28 protein-coding genes and 1 tRNA gene are annotated in these 25,843 nt (G+C 66.0%); 9 read left to right on the top strand and 20 right to left on the bottom strand.

The window, feature by feature from the left end:
• Window positions 1-66 precede the first annotated feature (66 nt).
• Both BRAGE_RS0126460 and BRAGE_RS0126455 read left to right on the top strand, forming a co-directional pair.
• Entirely contained in the window at window positions 67-1,809 is a 1,743-nt protein-coding gene (locus BRAGE_RS0126460; protein ID WP_027558191.1) for a methyl-accepting chemotaxis protein, read from the top strand.
• 292 nt (window positions 1,810-2,101) lie between these two features.
• The gene (locus BRAGE_RS0126455) at window positions 2,102-3,787 is read left to right on the top strand and encodes a methyl-accepting chemotaxis protein (protein ID WP_027558192.1); all 1,686 of its coding nucleotides are present in this window, start codon (window positions 2,102-2,104) and stop codon (window positions 3,785-3,787) included.
• Between the two features lie 3 nt (window positions 3,788-3,790).
• Here BRAGE_RS0126455 and BRAGE_RS0126450 read toward each other — a convergent pair whose 3' ends face one another.
• The 7 genes from BRAGE_RS0126450 to BRAGE_RS0126415 all read right to left on the bottom strand — a co-directional run bounded on the left by BRAGE_RS0126450 (window position 3,791) and on the right by BRAGE_RS0126415 (window position 10,507).
• Window positions 3,791-6,508 (bottom strand): DUF2339 domain-containing protein, encoded by a 2,718-nt coding sequence (locus BRAGE_RS0126450; RefSeq protein ID WP_027558193.1) that lies wholly within the window; start codon window positions 6,506-6,508, stop codon window positions 3,791-3,793.
• Window positions 6,509-6,601: 93 nt separating this feature from the next.
• Window positions 6,602-7,570, bottom strand: a complete 969-nt coding sequence (locus tag BRAGE_RS0126440; RefSeq protein WP_027558194.1) for an NUDIX hydrolase — start codon at window positions 7,568-7,570, stop codon at window positions 6,602-6,604.
• Window positions 7,567-7,749 (bottom strand): hypothetical protein, encoded by a 183-nt coding sequence (locus BRAGE_RS56005; RefSeq protein WP_027558195.1) that lies wholly within the window; start codon window positions 7,747-7,749, stop codon window positions 7,567-7,569. The genes BRAGE_RS0126440 and BRAGE_RS56005 overlap by 4 nt, the downstream gene beginning before the upstream one ends.
• On the bottom strand, window positions 7,746-8,252 hold the full coding sequence (locus BRAGE_RS0126430; RefSeq protein ID WP_027558196.1) for a tyrosine phosphatase family protein: 507 nt from the start codon (window positions 8,250-8,252) through the stop codon (window positions 7,746-7,748). The genes BRAGE_RS56005 and BRAGE_RS0126430 overlap by 4 nt, the downstream gene beginning before the upstream one ends.
• A gap of 145 nt (window positions 8,253-8,397) precedes the next feature.
• Window positions 8,398-9,012 (bottom strand): YfbR-like 5'-deoxynucleotidase, encoded by a 615-nt coding sequence (locus tag BRAGE_RS0126425; RefSeq protein WP_027558197.1) that lies wholly within the window; start codon window positions 9,010-9,012, stop codon window positions 8,398-8,400.
• Window positions 9,009-9,635, bottom strand: coding sequence for a DNA-3-methyladenine glycosylase I (locus BRAGE_RS0126420; protein WP_027558198.1), 627 nt, complete (start codon window positions 9,633-9,635; stop codon window positions 9,009-9,011). The genes BRAGE_RS0126425 and BRAGE_RS0126420 overlap by 4 nt, the downstream gene beginning before the upstream one ends.
• Window positions 9,632-10,507: a YgfZ/GcvT domain-containing protein gene (locus tag BRAGE_RS0126415; protein WP_027558199.1), complete on the bottom strand. Its 876-nt coding sequence runs from the start codon at window positions 10,505-10,507 to the stop codon at window positions 9,632-9,634. Before BRAGE_RS0126415 ends, BRAGE_RS0126420 begins: the two co-directional genes overlap by 4 nt.
• Before the next feature lie 96 nt (window positions 10,508-10,603).
• Between BRAGE_RS0126415 and BRAGE_RS0126410 the strand changes: the two genes are divergently transcribed.
• The 5 genes from BRAGE_RS0126410 to BRAGE_RS0126390 all read left to right on the top strand — a co-directional run bounded on the left by BRAGE_RS0126410 (window position 10,604) and on the right by BRAGE_RS0126390 (window position 14,789).
• A complete protein-coding gene (locus tag BRAGE_RS0126410; protein WP_027558200.1) occupies window positions 10,604-11,938 on the top strand; it encodes a dihydroorotase in 1,335 nt (444 codons plus the stop codon).
• A gap of 221 nt (window positions 11,939-12,159) precedes the next feature.
• Entirely contained in the window at window positions 12,160-13,026 is an 867-nt protein-coding gene (locus BRAGE_RS0126405; protein WP_027558201.1) for a sulfurtransferase, read from the top strand.
• 101 nt (window positions 13,027-13,127) lie between these two features.
• Window positions 13,128-13,832, top strand: a complete 705-nt coding sequence (locus BRAGE_RS0126400; protein WP_027558202.1) for an RNA polymerase sigma factor — start codon at window positions 13,128-13,130, stop codon at window positions 13,830-13,832.
• A gap of 91 nt (window positions 13,833-13,923) precedes the next feature.
• Complete coding sequence (locus BRAGE_RS0126395; RefSeq protein WP_027558203.1) at window positions 13,924-14,457, top strand: DUF4142 domain-containing protein; 534 nt, start codon at window positions 13,924-13,926, stop codon at window positions 14,455-14,457.
• An 11-nt stretch (window positions 14,458-14,468) separates the two neighbouring features.
• Window positions 14,469-14,789, top strand: coding sequence for a cupredoxin domain-containing protein (locus BRAGE_RS0126390; RefSeq protein ID WP_027558204.1), 321 nt, complete (start codon window positions 14,469-14,471; stop codon window positions 14,787-14,789).
• Between the two features lie 3 nt (window positions 14,790-14,792).
• Here the strand turns inward: BRAGE_RS0126390 and BRAGE_RS0126385 are convergent, their stop codons facing one another.
• From BRAGE_RS0126385 to BRAGE_RS0126370, 4 genes are all read right to left on the bottom strand, one after another.
• Window positions 14,793-15,059, bottom strand: coding sequence for a hypothetical protein (locus BRAGE_RS0126385; protein ID WP_027558205.1), 267 nt, complete (start codon window positions 15,057-15,059; stop codon window positions 14,793-14,795).
• A gap of 191 nt (window positions 15,060-15,250) precedes the next feature.
• The gene (locus BRAGE_RS0126380) at window positions 15,251-15,628 is read right to left on the bottom strand and encodes a TIGR02301 family protein (protein ID WP_027558206.1); all 378 of its coding nucleotides are present in this window, start codon (window positions 15,626-15,628) and stop codon (window positions 15,251-15,253) included.
• 45 nt (window positions 15,629-15,673) lie between these two features.
• Window positions 15,674-16,108, bottom strand: coding sequence for an NUDIX hydrolase (locus BRAGE_RS0126375; protein WP_027558207.1), 435 nt, complete (start codon window positions 16,106-16,108; stop codon window positions 15,674-15,676).
• Window positions 16,109-16,126: 18 nt separating this feature from the next.
• A complete protein-coding gene (locus tag BRAGE_RS0126370) occupies window positions 16,127-16,627 on the bottom strand; it encodes a hypothetical protein (RefSeq protein ID WP_027558208.1) in 501 nt (166 codons plus the stop codon).
• A 63-nt stretch (window positions 16,628-16,690) separates the two neighbouring features.
• Here BRAGE_RS0126370 and BRAGE_RS0126365 point away from each other — a divergent pair, with 63 nt between their 5' ends.
• Window positions 16,691-17,449: an SOS response-associated peptidase gene (locus BRAGE_RS0126365; RefSeq protein ID WP_027558209.1), complete on the top strand. Its 759-nt coding sequence runs from the start codon at window positions 16,691-16,693 to the stop codon at window positions 17,447-17,449.
• A gap of 115 nt (window positions 17,450-17,564) precedes the next feature.
• Here the strand turns inward: BRAGE_RS0126365 and BRAGE_RS0126360 are convergent, their stop codons facing one another.
• The 6 genes from BRAGE_RS0126360 to BRAGE_RS0126335 all read right to left on the bottom strand — a co-directional run bounded on the left by BRAGE_RS0126360 (window position 17,565) and on the right by BRAGE_RS0126335 (window position 23,673).
• On the bottom strand, window positions 17,565-18,758 hold the full coding sequence (locus BRAGE_RS0126360) for a CaiB/BaiF CoA transferase family protein (protein ID WP_027558210.1): 1,194 nt from the start codon (window positions 18,756-18,758) through the stop codon (window positions 17,565-17,567).
• Window positions 18,759-18,794: 36 nt separating this feature from the next.
• Window positions 18,795-19,724, bottom strand: coding sequence for a glycine reductase (locus tag BRAGE_RS0126355; RefSeq protein WP_027558211.1), 930 nt, complete (start codon window positions 19,722-19,724; stop codon window positions 18,795-18,797).
• Between the two features lie 277 nt (window positions 19,725-20,001).
• Window positions 20,002-20,583, bottom strand: coding sequence for an NUDIX domain-containing protein (locus tag BRAGE_RS0126350; RefSeq protein WP_027558212.1), 582 nt, complete (start codon window positions 20,581-20,583; stop codon window positions 20,002-20,004).
• 218 nt (window positions 20,584-20,801) lie between these two features.
• The gene (locus tag BRAGE_RS0126345; RefSeq protein WP_027558213.1) at window positions 20,802-21,236 is read right to left on the bottom strand and encodes a GNAT family acetyltransferase; all 435 of its coding nucleotides are present in this window, start codon (window positions 21,234-21,236) and stop codon (window positions 20,802-20,804) included.
• Window positions 21,233-22,660, bottom strand: a complete 1,428-nt coding sequence (locus BRAGE_RS0126340; RefSeq protein ID WP_027558214.1) for an FAD-binding oxidoreductase — start codon at window positions 22,658-22,660, stop codon at window positions 21,233-21,235. Before BRAGE_RS0126340 ends, BRAGE_RS0126345 begins: the two co-directional genes overlap by 4 nt.
• Before the next feature lie 23 nt (window positions 22,661-22,683).
• The gene (locus tag BRAGE_RS0126335) at window positions 22,684-23,673 is read right to left on the bottom strand and encodes an L-threonylcarbamoyladenylate synthase (RefSeq protein ID WP_027558215.1); all 990 of its coding nucleotides are present in this window, start codon (window positions 23,671-23,673) and stop codon (window positions 22,684-22,686) included.
• Window positions 23,674-23,741: 68 nt separating this feature from the next.
• On the opposite strand from BRAGE_RS0126335, the gene BRAGE_RS0126330 reads away from it, so the two are divergent.
• Window positions 23,742-23,818 (top strand) — tRNA-Pro (locus BRAGE_RS0126330).
• 643 nt (window positions 23,819-24,461) lie between these two features.
• Here BRAGE_RS0126330 and BRAGE_RS0126320 read toward each other — a convergent pair.
• The 3 genes from BRAGE_RS0126320 to BRAGE_RS0126305 form a co-directional block, all read right to left on the bottom strand.
• Window positions 24,462-24,788 carry a hypothetical protein gene (locus BRAGE_RS0126320; protein WP_027558216.1) on the bottom strand — a complete coding sequence of 109 codons (327 nt, stop codon included), beginning with the start codon at window positions 24,786-24,788 and terminating at the stop codon, window positions 24,462-24,464.
• 205 nt (window positions 24,789-24,993) lie between these two features.
• Window positions 24,994-25,218, bottom strand: a complete 225-nt coding sequence (locus BRAGE_RS0126310; protein ID WP_027558217.1) for a hypothetical protein — start codon at window positions 25,216-25,218, stop codon at window positions 24,994-24,996.
• Window positions 25,219-25,336: 118 nt separating this feature from the next.
• A complete protein-coding gene (locus BRAGE_RS0126305; protein WP_027558218.1) occupies window positions 25,337-25,780 on the bottom strand; it encodes a hypothetical protein in 444 nt (147 codons plus the stop codon).
• Window positions 25,781-25,843 lie beyond the last annotated feature (63 nt).

Here is a 25,843-nt window from a genome sequence, read left to right as displayed (position 1 = left end):
CTCTCGGCTAGCCTTTCCGGACTTTTCACGCGCGTCCGCGCGGTCATGCGTAGCCGGGATATTTCGATGTCGTTCATTCAAAATCTGCGAATTGGCACCAAGCTCGCCGTCACCTCGGCGCTGACCATCGGGCTCGTTGCGCTGATGATCTACCTGCAGATGAGCGGCGGCGCCGAGGTCCAGAAGCTCGGCATGAGCGCAGCGGGGCAGCAGGCGATCGCGCAGAATGCCGCCGAAGCGAAGGCCTCGGTCCGCGGCATGCAGATCGGCATTCGTGACATCCTGACCTCATCCTCGCCGGCCGAGATGCAGAAAGCGGTCGGTTACTTCAACGACCGCCAGGCGGCGGCCCAGAAATTCGCCGGTGAAATGGCGAAGCTCTCGCGCTCCCCCGAGAACCGCCAGCGGATCGAGCGCTTGACCGTGCTGATCGGCGATTTCGGCAAAGGCGCGCAGCAGATCGAATCCGTCCGCAGGCAGGAGCTCGCGCTCGAGGGAAAGAAGGACGGCGAGGCGGCGGCGCAATACGCAAAGCTCGTGGCCGAGATCGACGGCATCCGCAAAGGGACGCTGGCGCCGATCAACGAAGAGATTTCGGACCTCTCCAACAAGATCACCGAATTCTCCAAGCAGAGAAGTGTCGAGACCCGCGCCGAGGCTGAAGCGGAGGCTGCATCGGTCGCGCGGACGTCGCTCGTCGTCGGTGTGCTGGTCGCACTGGTTCTCGTCGGCGCATGCATCTTCTCCGTCTTCAGCATCGCGCGGCCGATGCGTGCGCTGACGCTCGCGATGGAGAAGCTCGCGGCGGGCGATTTTTCGGTGGTGCTGCCGGGCCTCGGCCGCAAGGACGAGGTCGGCGAGGTCGCCGGTGCCGTCGAGAAATTCAAGATCGTGTCCGAGCAGAAGGCGCGCGCGGAAGCGGAAGCCAAGATGCGGCAGGATCAGATCGCAGCCGAGCAGCGCAAAGCGGAGATGCGCAGGCTTGCCGACAATTTCGAAGGCGCCGTCGGCGAAATCGTCGGCACGGTGTCGTCGGCCTCGACCGAGCTCGAAGCGTCCGCCACGACGCTGACCTCGACCGCTGAGCGTACGCAACGGCTGACCACGGTAGTTGCGGCCGCTTCGGAGGAAGCCTCCACCAACGTGCAGTCGGTGGCTTCGGCCACCGAGGAGCTGTCGTCCTCAATCACGGAGATCAGCCGGCAGGTGCAGGAATCCGCTCGTGTCGCGAGCGAAGCCGTCGGCCAGGCGCGCACCACGACCGAACGCGTCAGCGAGCTGTCCAAGGCGGCGACGCGGATCGGCGACGTCGTCGAGCTGATCAACACCATCGCGGGCCAGACCAACCTCCTGGCGCTCAACGCCACGATCGAGGCGGCGCGCGCCGGCGAGGCCGGCAAGGGGTTTGCGGTCGTCGCCTCCGAGGTGAAGGCGCTCGCCGAGCAGACCGCGAAGGCGACCGGCGAGATCGGCCAGCAGATCTCCGGCATCCAGGCCGCGACGCAGGAATCGGTCGGCGCCATCAAGGACATCAGCGACACCATCGAAAAGCTGTCCGAGATCTCCTCGACCATCGCGGCGGCGGTCGAAGAGCAGGGCGCGGCGACGCAGGAAATCTCCCGCAACGTGCAGCAGGCCGCGCAAGGCACGCATCAGGTCTCATCCAACATCACCGACGTGCAGCGCGGTGCGAGCGAGACCGGTTCTGCCTCCTCGCAAGTGCTGTCCGCCGCGCAGATGCTGTCGGGCGACAGCAACCGTCTCAAGCTCGAGGTCGGGAGATTTCTCGATACCGTGCGCGCGGCCTGATCTGTGCCCCGCCGGGCGTGGACCAGCTCCAACGGCCGCGCGTGAAGCGCATTCACGTGCGCAGCGGGATACCGCCGCAACCGTAAATGATTGCGCAGGCGTTGTGAGTATCGAGAATCGGCGAAGCAGTAGTTCCACTAGGTTCTTGTTAACGCCTGTTTGCAATTATGGGCGCAATCTTACCGGATAAGAACCAGCCAGCATTTTTGGAATGAAGCCGGCCCTGTCGTCCGATGCGACGATTGCGGCGCGGGTGACTTGTGCGTTGCCTGGTATCAGCGGGATTGTCGTGATGTCGAAGTTGTCGATCGTGTTCAAGCTTCTGACCGTGCTGTCGGTCCTCGTGCTCTCGCTCGCCGGCGTCGGCGTGACGGCGATTGGCACGATGCAAAACATCAACGCCCATACCGTCGAGATCGCGGAAAGCTGGCTGCCGAGCGTGCGTGCGCTCGGCTCGCTCCGGGCCGACATCAACGAGCTGCGCGTCGCGCTGCGGCTGCACCTGATGCAGGAGAGCGCCGAGGGCAAGGAGGCGGCGGAGAAGCGTCTCGCCTCGCTGCGCGACCGCATCGAGCAGACCCGCAAGGTCTACGAGCCCCTGATCACCTCATCGGAAGAGCGCTCGCTCTATCAGCAATGGGCCACGGCCTGGGGCGAGTATCTGAACGGCGTGCAGGAGGTGATGGCGCTGTCGCGCAAGAGCGTCGGCAAGTTCCCGACTGAAGCCAATGAGATGCTGCAGACCAAGGTCGCCAAGATGGCGCAGGCGGCCGATCCGCTGCTCCAGAAGGGGATCGAAATGAACAATCGCGGCGCCGAGCTGGAGACGAAGCAGGCGGCCGACAGCTACGCCACGATCTTCCGCGTGCTGGTCGGCATCATCGTGCTTTCGGTCGTGATCGCGATCAGCGCAGCCTATTATCTCGTGCGCGACGTGTCGCGTGGCATCGCCTCGATCATCAAGCCGATGCAGTCGCTCGGCGAAGGCGATCTTTCGGCCGAGGTGCCGCATCGCGGCGAGAAGACCGAGATCGGCTCGATGGCGGATGCGCTCCAGATCTTCAAGGAAGCCCTGATCGCCAAGAAGGCCGCCGACGAAGCTGCCGCGGCCGATGCCGAAGCCAAGATCGAACGCGGCCGCCGCGTCGACGCCATCACCAGCAGGTTCGAGGCCATGATCGGCGAGGTCGTCGGCACCGTGTCCTCGGCCTCGACCGAGCTCGAGGCGTCGGCATCGACGCTGACCAGCACCGCGCAGCGCGGGCAGGAGCTGGCAACCGTGGTGGCCGCCGCGTCCGAGGAAGCATCCACCAACGTCCAGGCGGTGGCCTCCGCCTCGGAAGAGCTGTCGTCCTCCATCACCGAGATCAGCCGTCGCGTGCAGGATTCGGCGCGAATGGCGGCGGAAGCGGTCGAGCAGGCGGCGCGGACCAACGAGCGCGTCAATGCGCTGTCGCAGGCGGCCTCCCGCATCGGCGACGTCGTCGAGCTCATCAACACCATCGCGGGCCAGACCAATCTGCTGGCGCTGAATGCGACCATCGAGGCGGCGCGCGCCGGCGCCGGCCGCGGCTTCGCCGTCGTCGCCTCCGAGGTCAAGGCCCTGGCCGAGCAGACCGCGAAGGCCACCGGCGAGATCGGGGCGCAGGTCTCGGGCATCCAGGCCGCGACGCAGGAATCCGTCACCGCGATCCAGGAGATCGGCGGCACCATCGAGCGGCTCTCCGAAGTGTCCGCGGCGATCGCTGCGGCCGTCGAGGAGCAGGGCGCGGCCACGCAGGAGATCTCGCGCAACGTCCAGCAGGCCTCGGTCGGCACGCAGGAGGTCTCCTCGAACATCACCGACGTGCAGAGCGGCGCGATCGAGACCGGCGAGGCCTCGGTCGAGGTGCTGTCGGCGGCGAAATCGCTCGCGACCGACAGCACGCGCCTCAAGGTCGAGGTCGCGCAGTTCCTGGAATCGGTCCGCGCGGCCTGAGACTTAACTGCCTGTCTGTGGAGCCGGCGGCGCGACCTGCCGCCGGAACAGGATGCGCTGGTAGAGCCAGCCGATCGCCACCAGCACGATGCCGAGGCACATGAACGACAGCGCGCGGTAGATGCCTGTCAGCGTCGACATGTCGATGACGAAGGCTTTGAGGATCGTCAGCGCGATCACGACCGCCGAGGCCAGGCGGGCGCGCTCCGAATTGACGAGAACGCCGACACCGAGAAGCACGACGCCGAAGGCGAGCCAGCCGATCGAATAGGTGTATTGCTCCGCGCCCGTCGTGGGTCCCGTGGAGAGGATCGGGCCGTGATAGAAGCGGCGGATCTCCAGCGTGACATAGGCGAGTGCGAACACCAGTGCGCCGCCGGCAATCGTGTTGGCGTAGACCTTGCCACGCGCGCCGACCACGGCATAAGAGAGCAGCAGCATCAGGATCGCCGGCAGTGCGTAGCCGAGCAGCAGCAGGTTGAACACCGCGCCGCCGACGTCGATGCGCCAGATCAGTGGGTTCTCCAGGATGAAGAGGCCGAACACGCTGATGAGGCCGGCGATCACGGTGAGCACGACCGCGCCGACGTTGTGCACGATGCTGCGGCTGCGCAGCCGCAGCCGCTCCAGCCCGATCGCCATCGCGAGTGCGACGCAGACCTGCAGCGCGAATTCGAGCAGTGACGGCGGCGAGATCATGTCGCCGCCGGTCGCAAGGTGACGGACTTCCATGAAGGCCAGCAGCGCCGTAAACAGGATCGCAGCCGCTTCGACCACGCGCAGCGGGGCGTCATCGCCGCGGCGGCGCAGGAAGATGCTTGCGCCCCAGAATGAGGCCGCTGGCAAGCCGTAGCCCCACAGCAGCCAGTTGAAGATCGGCGTCGTGCCGACGGCATCGCCGACGATGCGCGGATCATAGGCGATGCGTGCGGTGACGATCGCGGCGAAGATCGCAGCTAACCGGCGCAGCACGGGAATTGGCCGCTGCAACGAGATCCAGGCGGTGCCAAGCGACATCAGCGCGAGCGCAATGGTGAGCCAGCCCTTCTCCAGCGCAAAGGTCAGCGCCAGCGCCAGCGCGCCGAGCGTGCCGGTCGCGAACAGAGCGATCGAGGTTGCGACGCCCGGTCGTTCTTCGCGACGCATCAGCGCTTCGGTCGCAGCGCCGAAGGCCGCGGCGAGCAGGACCGCGAGGATCGCGAACGGGATGGAGCGGTCCAGATGGGCGATGCGCGCATAGAGCGCAACCAGGATTGCGATCGGCGTCGCGACGCCTGCCGCAGACCACACCACCGGGATGATCGGCGAATTCGACCGGCCCTGCACGAAAAAGCCCGCGACGCCGAAGCCCGCGGCGAAGATCGCGGCCATCACCAGATGCAGGGTAACTGAGCTGTCGGTCGCGACCGGTCCGACGCCGGGCATCGGGCCGCCCGGCAACACCAGCATATCCGGATTGGCACGCACCGCCCATTCCGCGAACACGATGAAGACGGTCGCAGCGGCCGCGCCGAGCGCGCCGGTCGCCGCCGGCGCCCGCCAGGCGACGAACATCGTTCCGCCGACAAGCAGCGTGAAGGCGATCAGCGCAAGATCCGCATGCGCGCTTGAGAGCACGATCAGCATCGCGCCGAACAGATAGGCGCCGAGCGAGCTCGACGACACCGACTCGATCTCGCTGTCCTCGATGGTTGGTCCGAACATGAAGCCGCAGACCACGAGCAGCGCGGCGAGCACGAAGCCGGCGATGACATGGAAGGCGTGCGGCGCGACCTGCAAGTCGCTGGTGTCGAGCCCCGGGAAGACCCACAGCACGGCGAACGCGATAGTGGTCACCGCAAGCCAGCGCCACAGCCGAATCCGGGCGAGACCAAAGCTCGCGGCGGTGACGATGGCGAGATAGATGTAGAGCGCCCAATAGTCCGGCTTGCCGCTGGAGACGAGGACCGGCGTCGCAAACGCGCCGACGACGCCAAGCCCGGCGAGTGCCGGTCCATGCAGCAGCGCCGCGGCGAGCGTGCCCATCGCCACGATGCCGAGCAGCACGAAGGCGGTCGCAGGCACGAGGAAGCCGTAGAGCGCATAGGCGGCGTAGATGGTCGCGAACGCCACCGCCGTTCCGGCCGCGGTGAGGATGGCGGGTATGTTGGCAATCGGCAGCGCCGCGATGTTGGAGATGCTCTCCTTGCGCCGCGTCCATTCGCCAGCGCCGAGCAGCGCAGCCGCGAACAGGCCGCCGAGGAACACGCGCACGCCGGGGCCGACGAGGCCGGCCTCGATCGAATAGCGCAGCATGAAGAAGCCGCCGAGCGCGAGCGCAAGGCCGCCGATCCACACCACCCAGCGCGTGCCGAGACGCTCCTCGAAGCCGGGTTCTCTGGAAACTGCAGCCGGCTCGGGCAGCGGCGGCGGTGCATCGGCCTCCGTGCTCGCTTCGAGGGGCGGCGGCGAAGCGTCTTCGGTGACGAGCGGAGGCGGTGCGGCCTCGGCTTCCGGCGCAAGCAGCGGCGGCTCGGCGGCAGCAGCCGTCGCGGGCGCCTCGGCCTGCACCTGGGCGGGCAGCAGCGGCGGCGGTTGCACCGGCCGCTGCGCATGAAATTTCTCTTCAAGCGAGCTCAGCCGGCGGCGCAGCTCGGCCGCCTCGCTGGCAGCCTTGATCGCGATCAGGAAGGCGATGATCGCGATGATCAACGCGAAGACGTCAAACGGGCCGTCGAACATGAAGCCTCCAGGCAACCGGCGCGCAGGGGCCGATCACGCGAATCTCAGCATGACCTTCTCGGAACACCGCTACGCACTTTTCCGGATCATGCTCTAGCGCCGGGAGCGTACGCGCAAGCCCGGCGCGGGCCGCTCCTGGAGCACCTCGCGTCGGAAGCGGTAGAGCGCCGCCGGCCGTCCGCCGGTCTGTGTCGACATCACGCCGGTCGGTTCGACCAGGGCTTCGGTTTCGACCAGGCGGCGGAAATTCTGCTTGTGCAGATGCCGGCCGGAGATCGCCTCCACCGTATGCTGCAACTCCGTAAGTGTGAACTCGGCGGGCAAAAGTTCAAACACCACAGGGCGATACTTCAATTTTGCGCGCAGCCGCGCGATTGCCGTGGCAAGAATCCGGCGGTGGTCGAACCGCATGGAGGTGCCGAGCGCGGGTAGCGCCTTGCGCGCTAATGCCGCAGGACGGCCGTCGCGCCGCGCCTCCTCGATCAGCCCGGCCTCGTAGAGCAGCTCGTAGCGGTCGAGCACGCGCTCCTCGTCCCAGGGCGCGCCGTCGAGGCCGAAATAGAACCGCACGCGATCCTTGCGCGGCAGTGCGCGCGTGGTCTCCGGCGTCTCTTCCTCGGCCCATTTGGTGAGCGCCGGAATGATGTCGCGGGCGATGATCGCGGGCGGCTGCTCGCGCCAGTCTTCCCAGGGGAAGAAGCGATACCAGGGCTCGAAGCTCGCGCCGGTCGCCGCAAGCTCGCCGTCCACCGCGCGCGTCAGCGCGAGATAGCCGATCGACACCATATGCGCGCCGGTGTCGCCGGCCTCGGCATGACGGCCGCGATCGCCGAACGTGTAGAGCTGCTCGACATAGCCGAGCCGCAAGGCCGCCTGTTCCTCGACCCAGGCGCGCAGGCCGATCTCGAAGGTGCGATGGCTGAGCGCGTCGAACGGGCCGAACGGCAGTCCGGCCAGCCCGTCGCGGCCGCGCGCGGTGAGGACCAGCGGCTCATGCTCCGCGATCGCGACGATCGCCGCGGTCAGGCCGATCTCGATCGGCGTCAGCAGCTTGTCGCTCATGCGATGATGATCGCGGGTGGTGCCACGTCATGCGCGGGCTTGTCCCGGGCATCCACGTTCTGCGTGCCGCGGGAAAGTTCGTGGATGGCCGGGACATAGGCGAGCGAAGCGACGCCGTCCTTCGGACGGCTATGCCCGGCCATGACGGCGGCACCTGCATAGTGGCCTGCAGCGGTCATTCGAGCTCGATCACGAAGGGGCGGCCTTCGACCATCATGGCGCCGGGCCCCATCTCGTCGAGTGCGCGCAGCATGCGACCGTTACGCCCGAGGGCGCGGTCGGCAAGGCTGACGATGCGCCGGTTCGGCGAGGCGATTGGCGAAGCCGCGCGGATCTTCTTGGCGATCTCGATCTCGTCGCGCTCGGGATTGAGCGCGCACACCGCCGCGAACGCGCTCGCGGTGGAGCGGCTGATGCCGGCATAGCAATGCACCACCAGCGGCGCAGCGCGATCCCAGCCGCGCACGAAAGCCAGCACCTGGTCGATATGCGCCTCCGACGGCGCGACGAAACCGTCCATCTCCTCGGTGATGTCGTCCATCGACACCTTGAGATGGTTGGCCGGCAGCACCGACACGGGCCGCGCCACCTGCTCGACATTGGCCATCACCGTCAGCACGTGGCTGGCCTTGGTGAGGCGGACGGTTTCGGGAAGCGCGGCGAGGGAACAGACGTGGATCATGACGGACCTTTTTTGCCGCTGATTATAGCGAGCGCTCGTAGGGTGGGCAAAGGCGCATCGCGTCGTGCCCACCATTTCGCACCGCGCGCATTTCGCCCAGTTTGGTGGGCACGCTTCGCTTTGCCCACCCTACGAAGGGATGATGCTACGCAAACACCGCGCCGAACCGCTCCAGAAACTGCTTCTCGGCCCGCGCCGCGGTCCAGGGCGTGAGATAATCGCGCCGGACGCTGTCGGAGAGGCCCGGGTCCTTGCCGAACAGGCGCTTGGCCTCGCTCTCGCTGAAGCCGGCAAGCTCGGTCGCCTCGAGGTACGCCGCGCCGCGATCGGCGGCCTTGATCGCCTGCGTGATCTCCTCGGGCAGCACCGGCGGCAGGCCGAAGCGGACGTGGATGGCGCCGAGCAGGCGCTTTTCCACCGCCTTGTAATGGCCGTCGAGCACGGCCTTGAATGGCGAGATCATGTCGCCGATGACATATTCGGGCGCATCGTGCAGCAGCGCGGCGAGCCGCATGCGCTGGTCGACGCGCGGCATCTCGTGCCGCATCACTGTCTCCACCAGCAGCGTGTGCTGCGCGACCGAGAAGATGTGGGCGCCTGTGGTCTGCCCGTTCCAGCGCGCCACGCGTGCCAGCCCGTGCGCGATGTCGGCGATCTCGACGTCGAGCGGCGAGGGATCGAGCAGGTCGAGCCGCCGGCCCGACAGCATGCGCTGCCAGGCGCGGGATTGCGCATCGTGCGCCGTCTTCTTCGCGGTCATTTGGCCCTAAGGCGCGGCTTGCGCTGCGTCTTGCCGCAGGTCGCGTGGCAGTGGCAGTCGACCAGATGGTCGTTGACCATGCCGGTCGCCTGCATGAAGGCGTAGACGATGGTCGGGCCGACGAATTTGAAGCCGCGCGAGGACAGCTCCTTCGAGATCTGCACCGACAGCGGCGTCGAGGCCGGCACGCTCGCGGTGGTCTTGAAATGGTTGACCTTGGGCCGCCCGTCCATGAAGTCCCACAGCAGCTTCGAGAAGCCCGGGCCCTTCTCCATGATGTCGAGATACGACTTCGCGCTCAGGATCGTGCCTTCGATCTTGGCGCGGTTGCGCACGATGCCGACGTCGTTCATCAGCGCGTGAACCTTCTTGTCGCTGTAGCGCGCGATCTTCTCCGGCTGGAAATCATCGAAGGCTTTGCGGAAATTGTCGCGCTTGCGCAGGATCGTGATCCAGGAGAGGCCGGCCTGAAAGCCGTCGAGGATCAGCTTTTCGTACAGCGCGCGGTCGTCATATTCCGGCACGCCCCATTCGGTGTCGTGATAGGCGACATAGAACGGGTCTTCGCCGGGCCAAGGGCAGCGGGTTTTTCCGTCGGGATGCAGGCGGGGGGCTCGGCTCATGCGGTGGGTTGCTTGGTTGGAATACGCACGATTTCGGGTTCGGCGAGCGTCAGGGGCAGGCCGCCGGCGGTGAGCGGCTGGCCGGCATCGAGCGCATCGGCGACGCGGTCGATGCGGACCAGCGCAATGCCCTTGCCTTGCGCCGACGAGCCCATGGTGCCGACTTGCTTGTCTCCGGCCATGACGCTGACGCCGACCTCCGGAGAGAGATCGTCGAGCAGCACCTTCACGCTGCGGGTGCGCGCGGTGCCGCGATGCTGCATGCGCGAGACGACCTCCTGGCCGACATAGCAGCCCTTGTCGAAATCGACGCCGGCCAGCCGATCCATGTTGGTCTCGTGCGGGAACGCGTCGCTGTACATGAAATCGAGCCCGCCGCGCGGCACGCCGAGTGCGATGCGGTGCGCCTCGTAGTCGGCAGCGTCGACCAGCTCGGCGCCGATCAGGTCGGACAATTTCCGCTTGAGATCCTCGGGGATCAGGATGCGGGTACCGAGCTCGGCATTGCGCGGATCGGCGAAGGCGAGGTCCGGTTGCGCCGCAAGCTGGCCGCCCCAGGCCGCGAGCACGCCGAGATCGAGGGTTTCAACCGTGACCTTGGCGCGCAGCTTGTAGAATTTCAGCTTGGTGGCGAATCCCTCGGCCAGCGGCTTCGGGCAATCGATCAGGAACCCGCCGCCATGGCCCGCGGGCACCTCCGTGATCAGGAAGTCCACGATGATCTTGCCCTGCGGCGTCAGCAGCGCGCCGAATCGCCCCAGACCCGGCTTGAGCCTGTCGACATCGGTGGTGATGAGGCCGTTGAGGAAGTTGCGCGCATCCTCGCCCGCGACCTTGACCACGCCCCGGTCGGGAAGAAACGCTGATTTCATGTGAAAATCTCTTGCGACATGTTGCTCCGGAACGTAAGCCCGCAAGGCATAAACGACAAGACCTCGAGCCCTGCGCTTGGGGATGAGAGAGGCCCCATGACCCAGCGTTTCGATGTGATCTTGAAGGGCGGCACCGTCGTCAACCAGGACGGCGAGGGTGTTCGCGATATCGGCATCACGGGCGGTCGCATCGCCGAGCTGGGTCCTCTGTCGCAAGGCTCCGCCGCCGAGGTGATCGACTGCAAGGGCCTGCACATCCTGCCCGGCGTGATGGACACGCAGGTGCACTTCCGCGAGCCCGGGCTGGAGCACAAGGAAGACCTCGAGACCGGCTCGCGCAGCGCCGTGATGGGCGGCGTCACGGCCGTGTTCGAGATGCCGAACACGTCGCCGTTGACCGTGACGGAAGCCACCTTCACCGACAAGGTAAAGCGCGCCCATCACCGCATGCATTGCGATTTCGCGTTCTTCATCGGCGGCACCCGCGAGAACGTGCAGGACCTGCCGGTGCTCGAGCGTGCGCCGGGTTGCGCCGGCGTCAAGGTGTTCATCGGCTCCTCGACCGGTGCGCTGCTGGTGGAGGACGATGAAAGCCTGCGCCGCATCTTCCAGGTGATCCGCCGCCGCGCCGCGTTCCACGCCGAGGACGAATACCGCCTCAACGACCGCAAGTCGCTGCGGATCGAGGGCGATCCACGCTCGCATCCGGTCTGGCGCGACGAGACCGCGGCGCTGATGGCGACGCAGCGCCTGGTCAAACTCGCGCACGAGACCGGCAAGCGTATTCACGTGCTGCACATCTCGACCAAGGAAGAGATCGAATTCTTGCGCGACCACAAGGACGTCGCCTCCTGCGAGGCGACGCCGCACCATCTGACGCTGGTCGCGCCCGAATGCTACGAGCGGCTCGGTACACTGGCGCAGATGAACCCGCCGGTGCGCGGCGCCGATCACCGCGCCGGCATCTGGCGCGGCATCGAGCAGGGCATCATCGACGTGCTCGGCTCCGACCACGCCCCGCATACGCTGGAAGAGAAGCAGAAGACCTATCCCGCTTCGCCCTCCGGCATGACCGGCGTGCAGACACTGGTGCCGCTGATGCTCGATCACGTCAATGCCGGCCGCCTGTCGCTGGCTCGCTTCGTCGATCTCACCAGCGCCGGCCCCGCGCGCCTCTACAACATGGCCTGCAAGGGTCGCATCGCCGCCGGCTACGACGCCGACTTTACGGTGGTCGATTTGAAGCGCAGCGAGACCATCACCAACAAATGGGTGGCGTCGAAAGCCAGCTGGACGCCTTACGACGGCGTGCGTGTGACGGGCTGGCCCGTCGGCACCTTCATCCGCGGCCGCCGCGTGATGTGGCAGGGCGAGCTGGTGACGGCCTCGCAAGGCGAGCCGGTGCGGTTTCTGGAGACGTTGAAGCAGTAGCCGATGTGCCGTCGCCTGTTCAATCCGTCATCCTGAGGTGCGCGCCATGCGGTGCTCTTGCACGGCATGGCAAGCCTCGAAGGATGAACGGCCCCGCTGGTGGCCGTCGCCCTTCGAGGCCTCCGCTGCGCTCCGGCACCTCAGGGTGACGGGTTAAGTTTTGAGGATTTGGTTGCAAGCGCAATAGATAGGTTCGCAGTTCATCACGGGAGATTCGATCCATGAGTGAGAACGCCCTCATCACCACCGAGCAACTCGCCGCCATTCTCGGCGATCCCAATCTGCGCCTCTACGATTGCACGACCTACAACGAGCCCGTCCCGCCCGGCAGCGACGTGCCGTATCGCGCGGTGCCCGGCGATAAGACCTTTGCGGCCGGCCACATCCCGGGCGCCGATTTCCTCGATCTGCAAGGCGAGTTCTCCGACATCTCCGCAGGTCCGCTCTTCATGATGGCCGATGTGCCCCAGCTCGAGGCCGCGTTCGGCCGCCACGGCCTTGATGCATCCAAGACCATCGTGCTCTACAGCATCGGCACCATGATGTGGTCGACGCGGTTCTGGTGGATGCTGCGCTCGCTCGGCGTCGACGCGCGCGTGCTCGACGGCGGCCTCGACAAATGGAAGCAAGAGGGGCGGCCGATCGAAACAGGCGCACCGAAGGGCTATCCGGCGACGACCTTCAAGGCGTCGCCACGCGCCGGCTTCTTCGTCGACAAGGATGTCGTGAAGGCGCGGATCGGCGATCCCTCGACGGTGATCGTCAACGCACTCGGACCGCAGTTTCACCAGGGCCTCGAGCCGAGCCGCTACGGCCGGCCCGGCCGCGTGCCCGGCAGCGTCAATGTCCCGGCGGCGACGCTCGCGAATGCCGACAAGACGCTGACGAGCCTTGCCGATGCCGAAGCGAAATTCGCGGCCCAGGGCGTCACGCGCGACAAGAATGTGATCGTGTATTGCGGCGGCGGCATCTCGGCGACGATCGACCTGCTGATGCTGACGCAGCTCGGCTACGACAAGCTGACGCTGTACGATGCTTCGATGGGTGAATGGGCGAGGGACCCCACGCTGCCGATCGAGACGGATTAGCTCTTACCCTCCCCCTCCAGGGGAGGGTAAGAAAACTGGGAACCTTTTCCCTTGGCCTGCATCCAATGTCCGAAACGAAGCAAAACGAGCAGGTGACCGCCATGCAACGGACCGCAGCCGGCCTGTCCGCCGGCGCAAAAACCCCGGAAATCAGGACATTGGAGGCCGAGCTGATCGAGCGTGCGCGGGGCCGGGACGAGGCCGCGCTGCGCGAGATCATGCAGGCCAACAACCGCAGGCTCTACCGTCTCGCGCGCGGCATCCTGCGCAGCGACAGCGAAGCCGAGGACGTGGTGCAGGAAACCTATGTCCGCGCCTTCACCCATCTCGACGGCTTCAGGGGCGAGTCCGGACTGTCGACGTGGCTATCGCGCATCGCCATCAACGAGGCGCTTGGCCGGGCGCGCAGCGCCAGGCCGCATGTCGAGCTCGGCGCGGTGCCGGAAGCGGCGCTCGAGGCGCAGATCATCAAATTTCCCGTTTCTCCCGCAGGCGATCCGGAAAGGACCATGGCCCAACGTGAAATCCAGCGCGTCGTCGAACGCGCCATCGACGAGTTGCCGGATGTCTTCCGCATGGTGTTCGTCGCGCGGGTCATGGAGGGCATGAACATCGAGGAGACCGCCGATCTGCTTGGTGTGAAGCCCGAGACCGTGAAGACGCGGCTGCACCGCGCCAGGACCATGCTGCGCGAGAACGTCGAGAAGGAGATCGGCCCGGTGATGATGGACGCATTCCCGTTTGCCGGCTGGCGCTGCGAACGGCTGACGGAGGCCGTGCTGAAGCGGCTCGGCATCGGCGGCTGAAATTTTTCGGGAACGTTTGCGCAGAATGTCCATCCAATTCCTGTGAAGCAACGCGCCGGCAAACTGTCCGGCAGCACAGGAGTGTCAAACCATGTTCATCCGTTGGAGCGCGGCGGTCGCCGCGGCCATTCTGTTGTCCAGCCCGGTGCTGCTGCAAGGCGCACGCGCTGCCGACAAGCTTACCGATCCGCAGATCGCGCACATCGCCTACACCGCCGGCGTGATCGACATCAACGCGGCCAAGCAGGCGCAGAAGAAGGCCAAGAACAAGGACGTCAAGGCGTTTGCCGACGACATGCTGCGCGACCATGAGGCGGTCAACAAGCAGGCGCTGGCGCTGGTCAAGAAGCTCAACGTCACGCCTGAAGACAACGACACCAGCAAGGCGCTGTCGAAGCAGGCGAGCGACAAGATGGCCGAGCTCGACAAGCTGAGCGGCGCAGCCTTCGACAAGGCCTATGTCGCCAATGAGGTCGCCTACCACAAGACGGTCAACGGCGCGCTGGAGACCCAGCTGATTCCGTCGGCGAGCAATGCCGAGCTGAAAAGCCTGTTGCAGACCGGCCTGAAGATCTTTGAGGGCCATCAGCAGCACGCCGAGCACGTCGCGGCCGAGCTGAAATAGGAGCGTGCGAGATGAAGCCGGGACGCCTCGCATCGATCGCGCTTGCGGCCATCTTCATGGCGATGGTGGTCCCGGCGCGCGCCGCGACGATCGAGATCACGATGGAGAATCTCGTGGTCTCGCCGGCTGAGGTGTCGGCGAAGGTCGGCGACACCATCAACTGGATCAACAAGGACGTCTTCGCCCACACCGCCACCGCCAGGAGCGGCGATTTCGACGTGATGCTGCCGCCGAAGAAGTCGGCGTCGTTCGTCCTGAAGAAAGCGGGAACGGTCGAGTATTACTGCCGCTATCATCCCAACATGAAAGCGACGCTCAAAATCGAGCCGTAGCGTTTACTGCCTGGAGACGCCGACCGAGAATTCGCCGTTGCGCACGCGGCCGGGAAGGCCCTCGACGAATTTCGCCACCGCGTCCTCGCCGTAAGTGCCGACCAGCTCGGCGAAGGCGGCGAACAGGCTTGCCTGCGCGAGGCAATCGCCGTCGACGCCGTCGTGGCGCGCCTCGGCCCAGGCCTCGTTGAGATAGCTCAAGGCAGCCTGCTTCTGCTCGTGATCGGGCAGCGGCGCGCGGGCGGGGGCGTAGGAAATCGACTGGCTCATGAAACTCGGTCAGGGCTGGGCGCGATCCACGGCGATGCGCTGTGCGAGAGGTGTAGCACGGGCGTTAACGACCGCTAGGGCACATCTTTAAGAACGGTTAACGGCTGTGAACAAAATCGATGACGGGTTCCCGTCACTGTCATTCCGGGGCGCGACGAAGTCGCGAGCCCCGGAATGACGAAGAGAGAGTTTTAGTTCGCGTAGCGCGCCGTGAGATCGCGCGAGATCTTCGAGCCTTCCTCGATATAGCGGCGGATCGCGACCGTCGCGGCCGGCGTGCAGCTCCGGTAGGTCTGCTGGAAGCCGTTATAGCCGCGGTTGAAGCCGGCGATCATGCGGGTGCGGCGCTCGCCCGAGGGGGTCTCGGCATCGATCAGCGCCTGCATCTCGCTGCGCCATTTGTTGCCCTCGTTGGACCCGCAGATGCCGCGCAGATAATGCAGGCCGCCCAGGATCTCCGCCAGCCGCTGCAAATCGGCGTCAAACGGCGCCGCCACGTCCTGGGCCCTCGCGGGCACCGAGGCGCAGGCGAGAATCAGGGCAAAAATGGCCAGAAATCGCGTGGACATCGGCGCGTGTATGCCCCCTCGGGGATGATGACGCAAGGCGGGTGGTCAGGGGCCGATCAGGCGCGCTGCGGACTGGATGACCTCCTCCAGCCCCCCGGTCAGCTTGAGGTCGCCCAGGCTCGCCAGGGCGTCCGGGGCGATCCAGCGGAAATCATCGAGCTCGTCGTTCAGCGTGGGTTCCCTGGCCACCCAGAGGGCGGCAAACGACATGATCAAATAATGCCCGGCGCCGGGCGCGGCGGGCAGCACCTCGCGCCAGCCGGCAAGGCCGATGATCTCGATCTCCAGCCCGGTCTCCTCGTCGACCTCGCGCTTGAGCGCCTGGTGCAGCGATTCGCCGAACTCGACGCGGCCGCCGGGCAGCGAATAGAAGCCTTTGGCGGGCGAGCGGGCGCGGCGGGTCAGCAGCACCTTGCTGTCGCGAAAGATCGCGGCACTGACCGCGATCTGGGGATGGGTGGGCTGGGCGACTGCCGACATTTTCCTAAAGGACCTGGCTCAGTTGGCCATGATGGTGTCGACGTCGGCTTCCGCGCCGCCATTGATGATGCCGCCGCAGGCCGCGATCAGCGGCTTGACCCAGAGTGTGGCCTGCTCGGCGAGGCGGATGCGGGTCGTGTCCTTCTCGACCTCCCGCATGGCCGAGCCGACCGCGGTCAGGATCGAGGTCATGGTATCGGTGATGTGGTCGAACTGGGCGCGCACATTCGGATCGGCCTTCTCATAGGCCTCGATGGCAAGATCCCGTGCCTTGAAGTTCGATGCGGTGAAATGCTCGGCATAGGACAGCGGCGACCAGGTCAAGAAGTCTTCCGCGCATTCGGGCATGTCGGGGACCATTTCCAGCAGCATCACGGCTTCATTGAAATGGTTGAGATAGTCGGTGGCAAGCCCGGTCCGCGGGTTGATGTTGGCCACGCGCAGTCGTTCGGCCCAGGCGGCGGCCTCGGGGCCCGTCTGTACATGCGTCCGCGCGGGTTGGGAGGCCATTGAGCTCATCGGCGGCAGTGTTAACGTTCGGGGTTAAAAGGACCTGAACGGACCCTATATAGACGCCCAAGGATGTGTGGACGCTTCGTCATAACTTCGGCCCCCGCGGCTTTGCGGCAACTGTTCGGCTATGTCGAGCAGCCGAATTTCCCGCCACGGTACAATGTCGCCCCGACACAACCGATTCCGGTCGTTCTGGTCGAGAACGGCGCGCGGCATTTCCGCCTGATGCGCTGGGGCCTGCTGCCGAGCTGGGTGAAGGATCCCAAGGGATTCACGTTGCTGATCAACGCCCGCTCCGAGACGGTGCTGGAAAAGCCCGCGTTCAAGAAGGCGATTCGCCGCCGGCGCGGCCTGATCCCGGCCGACGGCTATTACGAGTGGAAAACCATCGAGGGCCGCAAGCAGCCCTTCTTCATCCACCGCGCCGACGGCGAGCCGCTCGGCTTTGCGGCGGTGTTCGAGACCTGGGTCGGGCCGAACGGCGAGGAGCTCGACACGGTCGCGATCGTCACCGCCGCGGCCGGCGAGGATCTCGCCGCGCTGCATGACCGCGTGCCCGTTACCATCAGCCCGCGCGATTTCGAGCGCTGGCTCGAGATCCGCGGCGACGAGGTCGATCATGTGTTGCCGCTGATGACGGCGCCGCGCATCGGCGAATTCGCCTGGCATCCGGTCTCCACCCGCGTCAACCGCGTCGCCAATGACGACGAGCAATTGCTGTTGCCGATCAGTGCGGAGGAGATGGAGGCGGAGGCGCCAAAGCCGAAGAAGGCAGCGCGGAAGGCCGCTGCGGCGTCGTCAGATGACGGGCAGGGCTCGTTGTTCTAGCTGCACTGCCGTAGGGTGGGCAAAGCGAAGCGTGCCCGCCATTGCATGTCGTAAAAAACAAATAGATCGTGGGCACGGCGCGTTGCGCCTTTGCCCACCTTACGGCAGCGGAGTTCTACACAATCTCCCTTGCCCTGAGCGCCGCGATCTCCGCCGCATCAAATCCTAGCTCGCCGAGCACCGCATCCGTATCCGCCCCCAACTCCGGCGCCATGCGGTCGAGCCTGCCGCCGCCATGCGCGAGCTTGAATCCGCTGCCGGCGAAGCGCAGACGGCCGTAGGGCGTGTCGAGCTCCTGAATGGCGCCGCGCGCCTTGATTTGTGGATGGTCGATGACCTCCTCGACCTTCCAGATGCTGGCGCAGGGCGCGCCGGCATCCTCCAGGATCGTCTCCCATTCGCGCGCAGGCTTTGCGGCAAGCGCTTCCTCGATGATGGCACGCAAGGCGGGCTCGTTCTCGTTGCGCGAAAACCAGTCGGCGAAGCGCGGATCAGAGAGCGCGGCCTCGCGGCCGAGCGTCGTCATCAGCGCGCGATACTGCTTCTCGTTGTTGACCGCGAGCAGGATGTGGCCGTCGCCGCATTTGAACAAATTCGCCGTGGTCCTGCGGCTCACCGCCTGATTGCCCGACAGCTGCTGGCGATGGCCGGCAACCGACCAGTCCGCGATCTGGCCCGAGAGGAACGCCATCGTCGCCTCCAGCATGGAGACGTCGATCAGCTGGCCCTTGCCGGTGCGGTCGCGCTGGTAGAGCGCGCTCGACACGCCGAACGCGGCCGTCGCCCCGGAGAGCACGTCGCAGACCGCAAAGCCCGCGCGCGTCGGCCCCGTCTCGGGATGGCCGGTGATTGCCATGATGCCCGACAGCGCCTGCATCTTGCCGTCATAGCCGGGCCGCAAACGGTCCGGCCCGGTCTGGCCGAAGCCTGAGACCGCGCAATAGATCAGCTTCGGATTGATCGCGGAGAGCGCCTCGTAGCCGATGCCGAGCTTGTCCATCACGCCCGGACGGAAATTCTCCATGACGACGTCGACGGTCGCGGCGAGCTTCTTCACGATCGCGATCGCATCGGGCTTTTGCAGATCGAGCGTCAGGCTGCGCTTGTTGCCGTTGATGGCCTGGAACGCCGGGGCCAGGCCGCGCTCGGCCCATTCGCGGGACAGCGGCGTGCGGCGCATGTCCTCGCCCTCGCGCCGCTCGACCTTGATGACGTCGGCGCCCAGCAGCGCGAGCTGGTAGCTCGCATAGGGGCCGGCCAGCACTTGCGTGAAGTCCAGGATCTTCACGCCCTCGAACGGTCGCGTCACGTCGCTCTCCCTTTTGCTTATCGTTGTTGGAGGACGTCAGGCGGCACGGTTGCCGCGCGCGATCTCCTTCTGCTTGTCGAATTCGGCGCGGCGGCGGGCGAGCTCTTCCGGCGACAGCTGCGCGACGTTGTTGTAGTCGAGCTTCCAGGAGGCGTCCTCGCTCCAGCGCAGCGGCGACTGCATCGTGGTCTGCGGCCCGCTCGCGCTCTCCAGCAACCTCAAGGCCAGCTCCAGCGTCTGCGCCTGCGAAGTGACGTCATGCGGCTTGCCGGCGGAATTGCCGAGCGGGAAGTCGGAGAACAAAAACCGCGGCACGGCGGCGTGCTCGATGATGTCCTTGGCGCAGCCCATGATCACGGTCGGGATGCCGTTGGCTTCGAGATGTCGCGCCACCAGCGCCGTTGTCTGGTGACAGACCGGGCAGTTCGGCACCAGCACCGCGACATCGACCTTGTCGACCAGGCAGCGCGCCAGAATCTCCGGCGCGTCGGTGTCGATCGTGACACGATGGCTGCGATTGGTCGGCGCGCCGAAGAAGCGCGGCGCGACCTCGCCGATGCGTCCCGCGGCGCTCGCCTTCAACAGCTGCGGCAGCGGAAACCAGGTGCCGCTGTCGGTCGCCGATGTGTGCTTGCGATCGTAACCGATGTGGGAGATGCGAAGGTCGTGCGCTTTCGAGGTGTCGCCGTCATAGACCTGGTAAAATTTCGCGCTGCCATTATACGCCGCGCCCGGCCCCTGGTCGCCCTTGTCAGGATCGTACGGCGCAGCGGTGGTGATGATGGTCACCCGCGATTGCGCCAGCGGCTTCTTCAGCGGCTGGAACGGCGCCTCGGTGTAATGCGCCCAGCGATACGGCGTGGTGTAGCCGATCGCGGTGTAATAATCCCGCGTGCGCTGCATATAGGGGACGGGGGAATCATAGTCGGGCGCAAAGCCGAATTCGTCGTCGCGCGGAGCGGACATGGGGCGCGTCTCCTGGTTCTTGGTTGGCGCCAGACTAGAGATAGTTTTCGGGTTGCTCAACGGGGGGAGCGGCGGCGCAGGTCTGAATTGCTTACCGCGATGGCTCACCGCGCGGCAGGTGCGCTCCCTCGCCCCGCTTGCGGGGAGAGGGTTGGGGTGAGGGGGAGCCTCCGCGAGGACGGTGAGGGCTGGACTCGCGGAGGCTCCCCCTCACCCGGATTGCATCTTCGATGCAATCCGACCTCTCCCCGCAAGCGGGGCGAGGTGAAGAGAGCTCTCACCTGAACACATGCAGCGCCGCGTATTGCAGCAGCATGATCGCCTTGCCGTCGATGATGCGGCCATCCGCGATCATCGCCAGCGCCTCGTCGATGGAAAGCTCCAGCACCTCGATGTCCTCGCCCTCGTGCGCGAGGCCGCCGCCGTCGCTGACGCGCATCTCGTGCTCGTACTCGGCGATGAAGAAATGCAGTTTCTCCGTCACCGCGCCCGGGCTCATGAACGCCTCGAACACTTTCTCGACGTGATGCAGGCGATAGCCGGTTTCCTCCTCGGCCTCGGCGCGGATGCGCACTTCCGGCGAGGCATCGTCGAGGACGCCGGCGGCGGCTTCGATCAGGAGGTCGTCGTAACCGCGGATGAAGGCCGGCAGGCGGAATTGTTTCACCAGGATCACGGTGCGCCGCGCGCGATTATACGGCAGCACCGCGGCGGCGTTGTCGCGCTCATAGGTCTCGCGGTGCTGCGTCTGCCATTCGCCATTGGCGCGCCGATACTCGAACGTCGTGGTCTTCAGCTTGGTCCAGCCGTCGGAGAGCACGCGGACGTCCTTGATGCGGACGCGGTCGGAAATGGTCATGGCTATCTCTCTTTTCTTCACCTCGCCCCGCTTGCGGGGAGAGGTCGCGTCCCATCGGAGATGGGATGCGGGTGAGGGGGTACAGGCCCGTCGGCGATCTCACGTGTGGAGAGAAGCCCCTCACCCCAACCCTCCCAGCGCGAGCGCAGCTCGTCGCGCCCCCGTAAGAACGGGGCGAGGGGGCGTAGTTGCGTTCGCGGCCACATCTCGCTCGAGCCTTACGGACTAGCGCGGCCGTCGAGCCACTTCTGGAACATCACGGAGGTGGACAGCTCGAAGCCGAGCGAGCCATAGAACGCAGTCGCCTGCGCATTCTCGCGCCGGACCAGCAGCTGAAGCTTCGAAATCCCGGCCTGCCGCAGCCAGTCCTCGGCCGCCGCCATGATCACCCGGCCATGGCCGCGCTTCTGGCAGTCGGGGTCGACCGCGACGTAATAGACCCAGCCGCGATGGCCGTCATGGCCAACCATGACGGTCGCCACGATCGCACCATTGTCGCGGCCGATCAGCACGGTGGAATTGTCGCGCCGCCGCGCCAGCGCGAGGTCGGCATGCGGATCATTCCACGGCCGCGTCAGGCCGCAGCGCTGCCACAGCGCCACAACGTTCTCGACATCGGCATCCCCAATCGCATCGATCGCAAGAGCACTCACAGCACCTTCCCCGGATTCATGATGCCGTGCGGATCGAGCATCGCCTTGATCGACCGCATCAGCTCGATCGCGGTCTTGTCCTTCACCTCGGGCAGCTCGTCGCGCTTGAGCACGCCGATGCCGTGCTCGGCCGAGATCGAGCCGCCCATGCGCAGCACGATCTCGAAGACGACCGCATTCATCTCGTGCCAGCGCGCCAGGAAGTCCGCGGTGTTGGCGCCGATCGGCTGGCTGACATTGTAATGCAGGTTGCCGTCGCCGAGATGGCCGAACGGCACCGGCCGTGCGCCGGGGATCAGCTTGACGACGGCGGCGTCGGCCTCGGCGATGAAGGCAGGCACGGCGGCAACCGGCACGGAGATGTCGTGCTTGATCGAGCCGCCCTCCGGCTTCTGCGCCGCGGACATTTCCTCGCGCAGCTTCCAGAAGTTGTTGCGCTGGGCGAGGCTGGCCGCGATCACCGCGTCGTCGACGATCTCCTCCTCCATGGCGCGGCCGAGGATCGTCTCCAGCGGCGTGCGGGCGTCGTCGCTCGGCGAGGACAATTCCATCAGCACATACCACGGATGCTTTTCCGCAAGCGGATCGCGCACGTCGATGCCATGGCGCACCGAGAAGTCGACCGCCATCTCCGAGAGCAGCTCAAAACTCGTCAGCGCGTTCGCGGCCTCGCTCTGCGCGATCGTCAGCAGTTTTAGCGCCGCCGCCGGCGACTTCAGCCCGACATAGGCCGTCTCGACCGCCCGCGGCTTGGGAAACAGCTTGAGCGTCGCCGCGGTGATGATGCCAAGCGTGCCTTCGGCGCCGATGAAGAGGTTGTGCAGATTGTAGCCGGTGTTGTCCTTCTTCAGCTTGGACAGCACGTTGAGCACGCGCCCGTCGGCGAGCACCACTTCCAGCCCCAGCGCCATCTCGCGCGCGACGCCATAGGCGAGCGCGGCGGTGCCGCCGGCATTGGTGGAGAGATTGCCGCCGATGGTGCAGCTGCCTTCGGCGCCGAGCGAGAGCGGAAACAGCCGGTCCACGTCGGACGCCTTCTGCTGCGCGATCTGCAGCACCACGCCGGCTTCGCAGGTCATGGTGTTGGAGGCGGTGTCGATCTCGCGGATCTTGTCGAGCCGCCGCAGCGACACCACGACCTCGCCATTATGCGGCGTCTGGCCGCCGACGAGCCCGGTATTGCCGCCCTGCGGCACCAGCGCGATTTTGTGCGCGGAGGCGAGCTTGCAGATTTCGGAGACCTCGGCGGTCGAGCCCGGACGCAGCACCAGCGGCGTGCGGCCGTGGAAGAGGTTGCGCTCCTCGGTGACGTAAGCCTCGATGTCGGCCGCATCGGTGATCGCGTGCTTGTCGCCGACGATCTTGCGGAATTGCTCGATCAGCTCGGGCGCAAGCGGAGGGGTGGCGGATTGATTGATGTTCATGTCGTCTTCTTTCATTCCGCGTTCTAGCGCGCAACTGCCGCGCGCCGCAGCCGGTCATTGATCGCTTCGCCCAAGCCTTCCTCGGGGATCGCCATTACGGCAATCGCCCGCGGTCCCTTTGCATCCAGGCTGCGAAGATAACCGAACAGATTGGCGGCGGCTTCATCGAGATCAGCGGTGGGCGACAGATTCATGACAGCGGCGGCCGCCTCTACGCCCGGCAGACGTGCAGGCCCGAACGCAAGCAGCGCTTCATCAGGCGCAACGTCCTGCGCGCGGAGTCGCACAGTCGCGCGCGGCGCGTAATGCGAGGCCAGCATGCCCGGCGCCAGCGGCTGGCTGTCGTCGCTCTCGGCTTCCGCCGGCGGCCGCGCCAGCGGCGCGCCCAGCACCGCCTCGATCCGCTCGCGCGACAGCCCGCCGGGCCGCAGCAGCATCGGTGCGTCGAAGCAACCGACAATGGTCGATTCGACGCCGACGGCGACCGGCCCGCCGTCGACGATCAGGTCGATCCGTCCGGCAAGGTCGCTCTCGACGTGCGCCGCCAGCGTCGGCGACACGTGTCCGGAGATATTTGCCGACGGCGCCACCACCGCCCCGCCGAAGGCGCGCAGGATCGCCTCGGCCACGGGGTGGGCGGGAATGCGGATCGCGACGGTGTCGAGGCCAGCCGTGGCGAGATCCGCCACCGGGCAATCGTCGGTCTTCGGCACCACCAGCGTCAGCGGCCCCGGCCAGAACGCCTCCGCCAGCTTCAGCGCGCGGGCGTCGAACCGGCCGATCCGGCGCGCAGCCGCGATGTCCGGCACGTGCGCGATCAGCGGATTGAAGGCCGGCCGCCCCTTGGCGCTGTAGATATGGGCCACCGCGGTGGCATTGGCGGCGTCCGCGCCGAGGCCGTAGACCGTCTCGGTCGGAAACGCGACCAGCCCGCCGGCGGCCAAGGTCCGGGCGGCGGCTTCCGCGCCGGCCTCACCAGCCGGCAAAATCAGTGTCTCAAGGCCCGTTTTCACAGGGACAAAATTCCTCGGCTCGGCCGCTTGCAGTGCGTCAAACCCGACGCTATAAGCCGCCTTCTTGTCGGAGTGTGGCTCAGCCCGGTAGAGCACTGCGTTCGGGACGCAGGGGTCGCAGGTTCGAATCCTGCCACTCCGACCATTCTTCCAAAAGTTGACGTTTTCCAGAGGCTTGGCGGACCGGCCCGCCGGCGCCTCAGGGTGCCTTTCTGCAACGATTTTCGGGGCGGGTCCACGGCCGATTTGGCCGGGCAGGGGCGCTTGAGCGCGCGGCATGGCTTGTCACTAGCGAGCACCGACGGTTCGGACTTGCGAGCTAGGTCAGAGGCGTACCGCCATTCACAACCGGTAGCCTCTTCCTACTGCTTGAGCCCGACGCTGCTGCAATACCACCAGAGCTCGGTGCCCCTCCAGCCGGCCTTTGCACCCCACGCCAGGCATTCGTTGTAGTTCGCCCAGTTGCCGAAGTTTCGGCACGCTCCCCCAAAACTAGGCCACGAACCGCCGCTGCAGGTGGATCCGGTGGTCGTGGTGTCGGACGCCGGCGTGGCGAGGTGCGTGCGCGGAGCGGCGTTTGCTGGATTGATCGAAGCGAGGACGAGCGCAGCAAGCAGGAGTGACGAGGCATTCATAGCACTTCCCCCATTGCTATTTCTGGCGGCGGCCAGGGCCGCTCGCGCACGGTAGCATCTCGACCTCACGTTGAAAAGTTGCACGAGACAAGCGGATTGATTGTGCCGCTTCACATAGGTGCCGCTCTCCTGCAGGCGCGGCCGCGGTAAGGCCTACCGCCGCGCCACCAGCACGCCCACCAAAAACGCCACCATCAACGACGGCAGCGGGGCCTCGCGCACCATGCCGCGAACGATGTCTGTCCAGTGCTGATCCGGCGCCAGTCGTGGCGATCTGACCTCGGCCATCGGCGTCATGCCCCAGTCGGATGCGAGCTCGGTGATCTCGCTCGAAGCCAAACGCGAGCCGTCGCGGATGCGGAAGATGGCGGCGTCGGTTCGCTCGCGCGGTGCGAGCGCCATCAGCGTCGCGATCGCGGTGCGCAATGTCATCTCGCCAAAGCCTTGCAGCCTCACCGACTCCTCGGGATCGGATGTCATGCCAAATCCCTCACAGCGCGAAGTGGCGTGCGATGGTGAAGGCTGCCGTCGCGCACAGGACCAGCGTGGATACCGCGCCGGCCACGCCGCGGGCGAGATCGGCTCGCGTCAGGTGCCTGGTCATGATCTTGCTCCATGCTCAGCATGGAAATTGCGGCGGGACGCGTTGGTTCCCTAAGCGGCGAGCGAATCACCCGGGCGCCGGTTACTTCCGCAAAAGCTCGCTCAGCGCCGCCGTCGCTTCCGCGCAGCGGATGTCGTCGATCTCTCGCGACAGCCTGAGCGCGCTCGATCTCAGCTCTTCGAGCTTCCAATTCTCCGGATTCTGGCCTTCGAGCTGGCTGAGACGCTTGTTGAGATCGTCCAGTCTCGACTGGAGCTGCCCGATGCTGGCAGCCCCGTTCACTTTCCAAACGCGTTGTGCACGCATCGTCATTCCCCTGTCGTCTCACGGCGTTGTGAGAGCGGTTCGTGGCCGGAATGGGAGTTTGTTTTGTCCGGCTTCAGATCGCAGGGAACCGTTGCAGATTGGCAACGAAAGTTCCCGATCAGGCCGCGCCCGGCTGGCGCTGCGCGATGCATCGCAGCAGTCGCGGGATCTGGTTGTGCGCGATCGCAACGATGCGCCATGCGCCGGCAAATTTCACCAGACTGTAGGTGGCCCGGAAATCGTAGAGAAGGTTGGACGTGCCATCGAGCACATCCATGCGCAGCGAGGCCTGCACGAGCCGCGGCGACAATTCCAGGATCGACAGGTCCTCGACGCGGCCGGAGGGCGCACCGAGCTGGCGATGCAACTCGACGACGCGGGTCATCGCCGCGAGGCACTCCTGTCTGTTCGACATCGCGATCAGTGTGACGTCTTCGCCGTCCGAGACGATATGGCTGGGATAGGCGACGCAGTCGGCGATCGCCTCCACATCCAGCGCCTCGAACGCTGCGCAATAGGTCTGGAAAAACGCCGTCACGCTCTCGGCCAGCTCGTTCGACATCGCGTCTGCTCCGCTCGGTGCATCGATCGGGCAGCAGCGTAGGCGCACAAGATTACACTTTGT

The organism is Bradyrhizobium genosp. SA-4 str. CB756 (assembly GCF_000473125.1).
GTDB classification, from domain to species: Bacteria; Pseudomonadota; Alphaproteobacteria; order Rhizobiales; family Xanthobacteraceae; genus Bradyrhizobium; species Bradyrhizobium arachidis.
The sequence above is the reverse complement of the archived record's forward strand: the minus strand, read 5'-3'. Positions and strand labels throughout refer to the sequence as shown.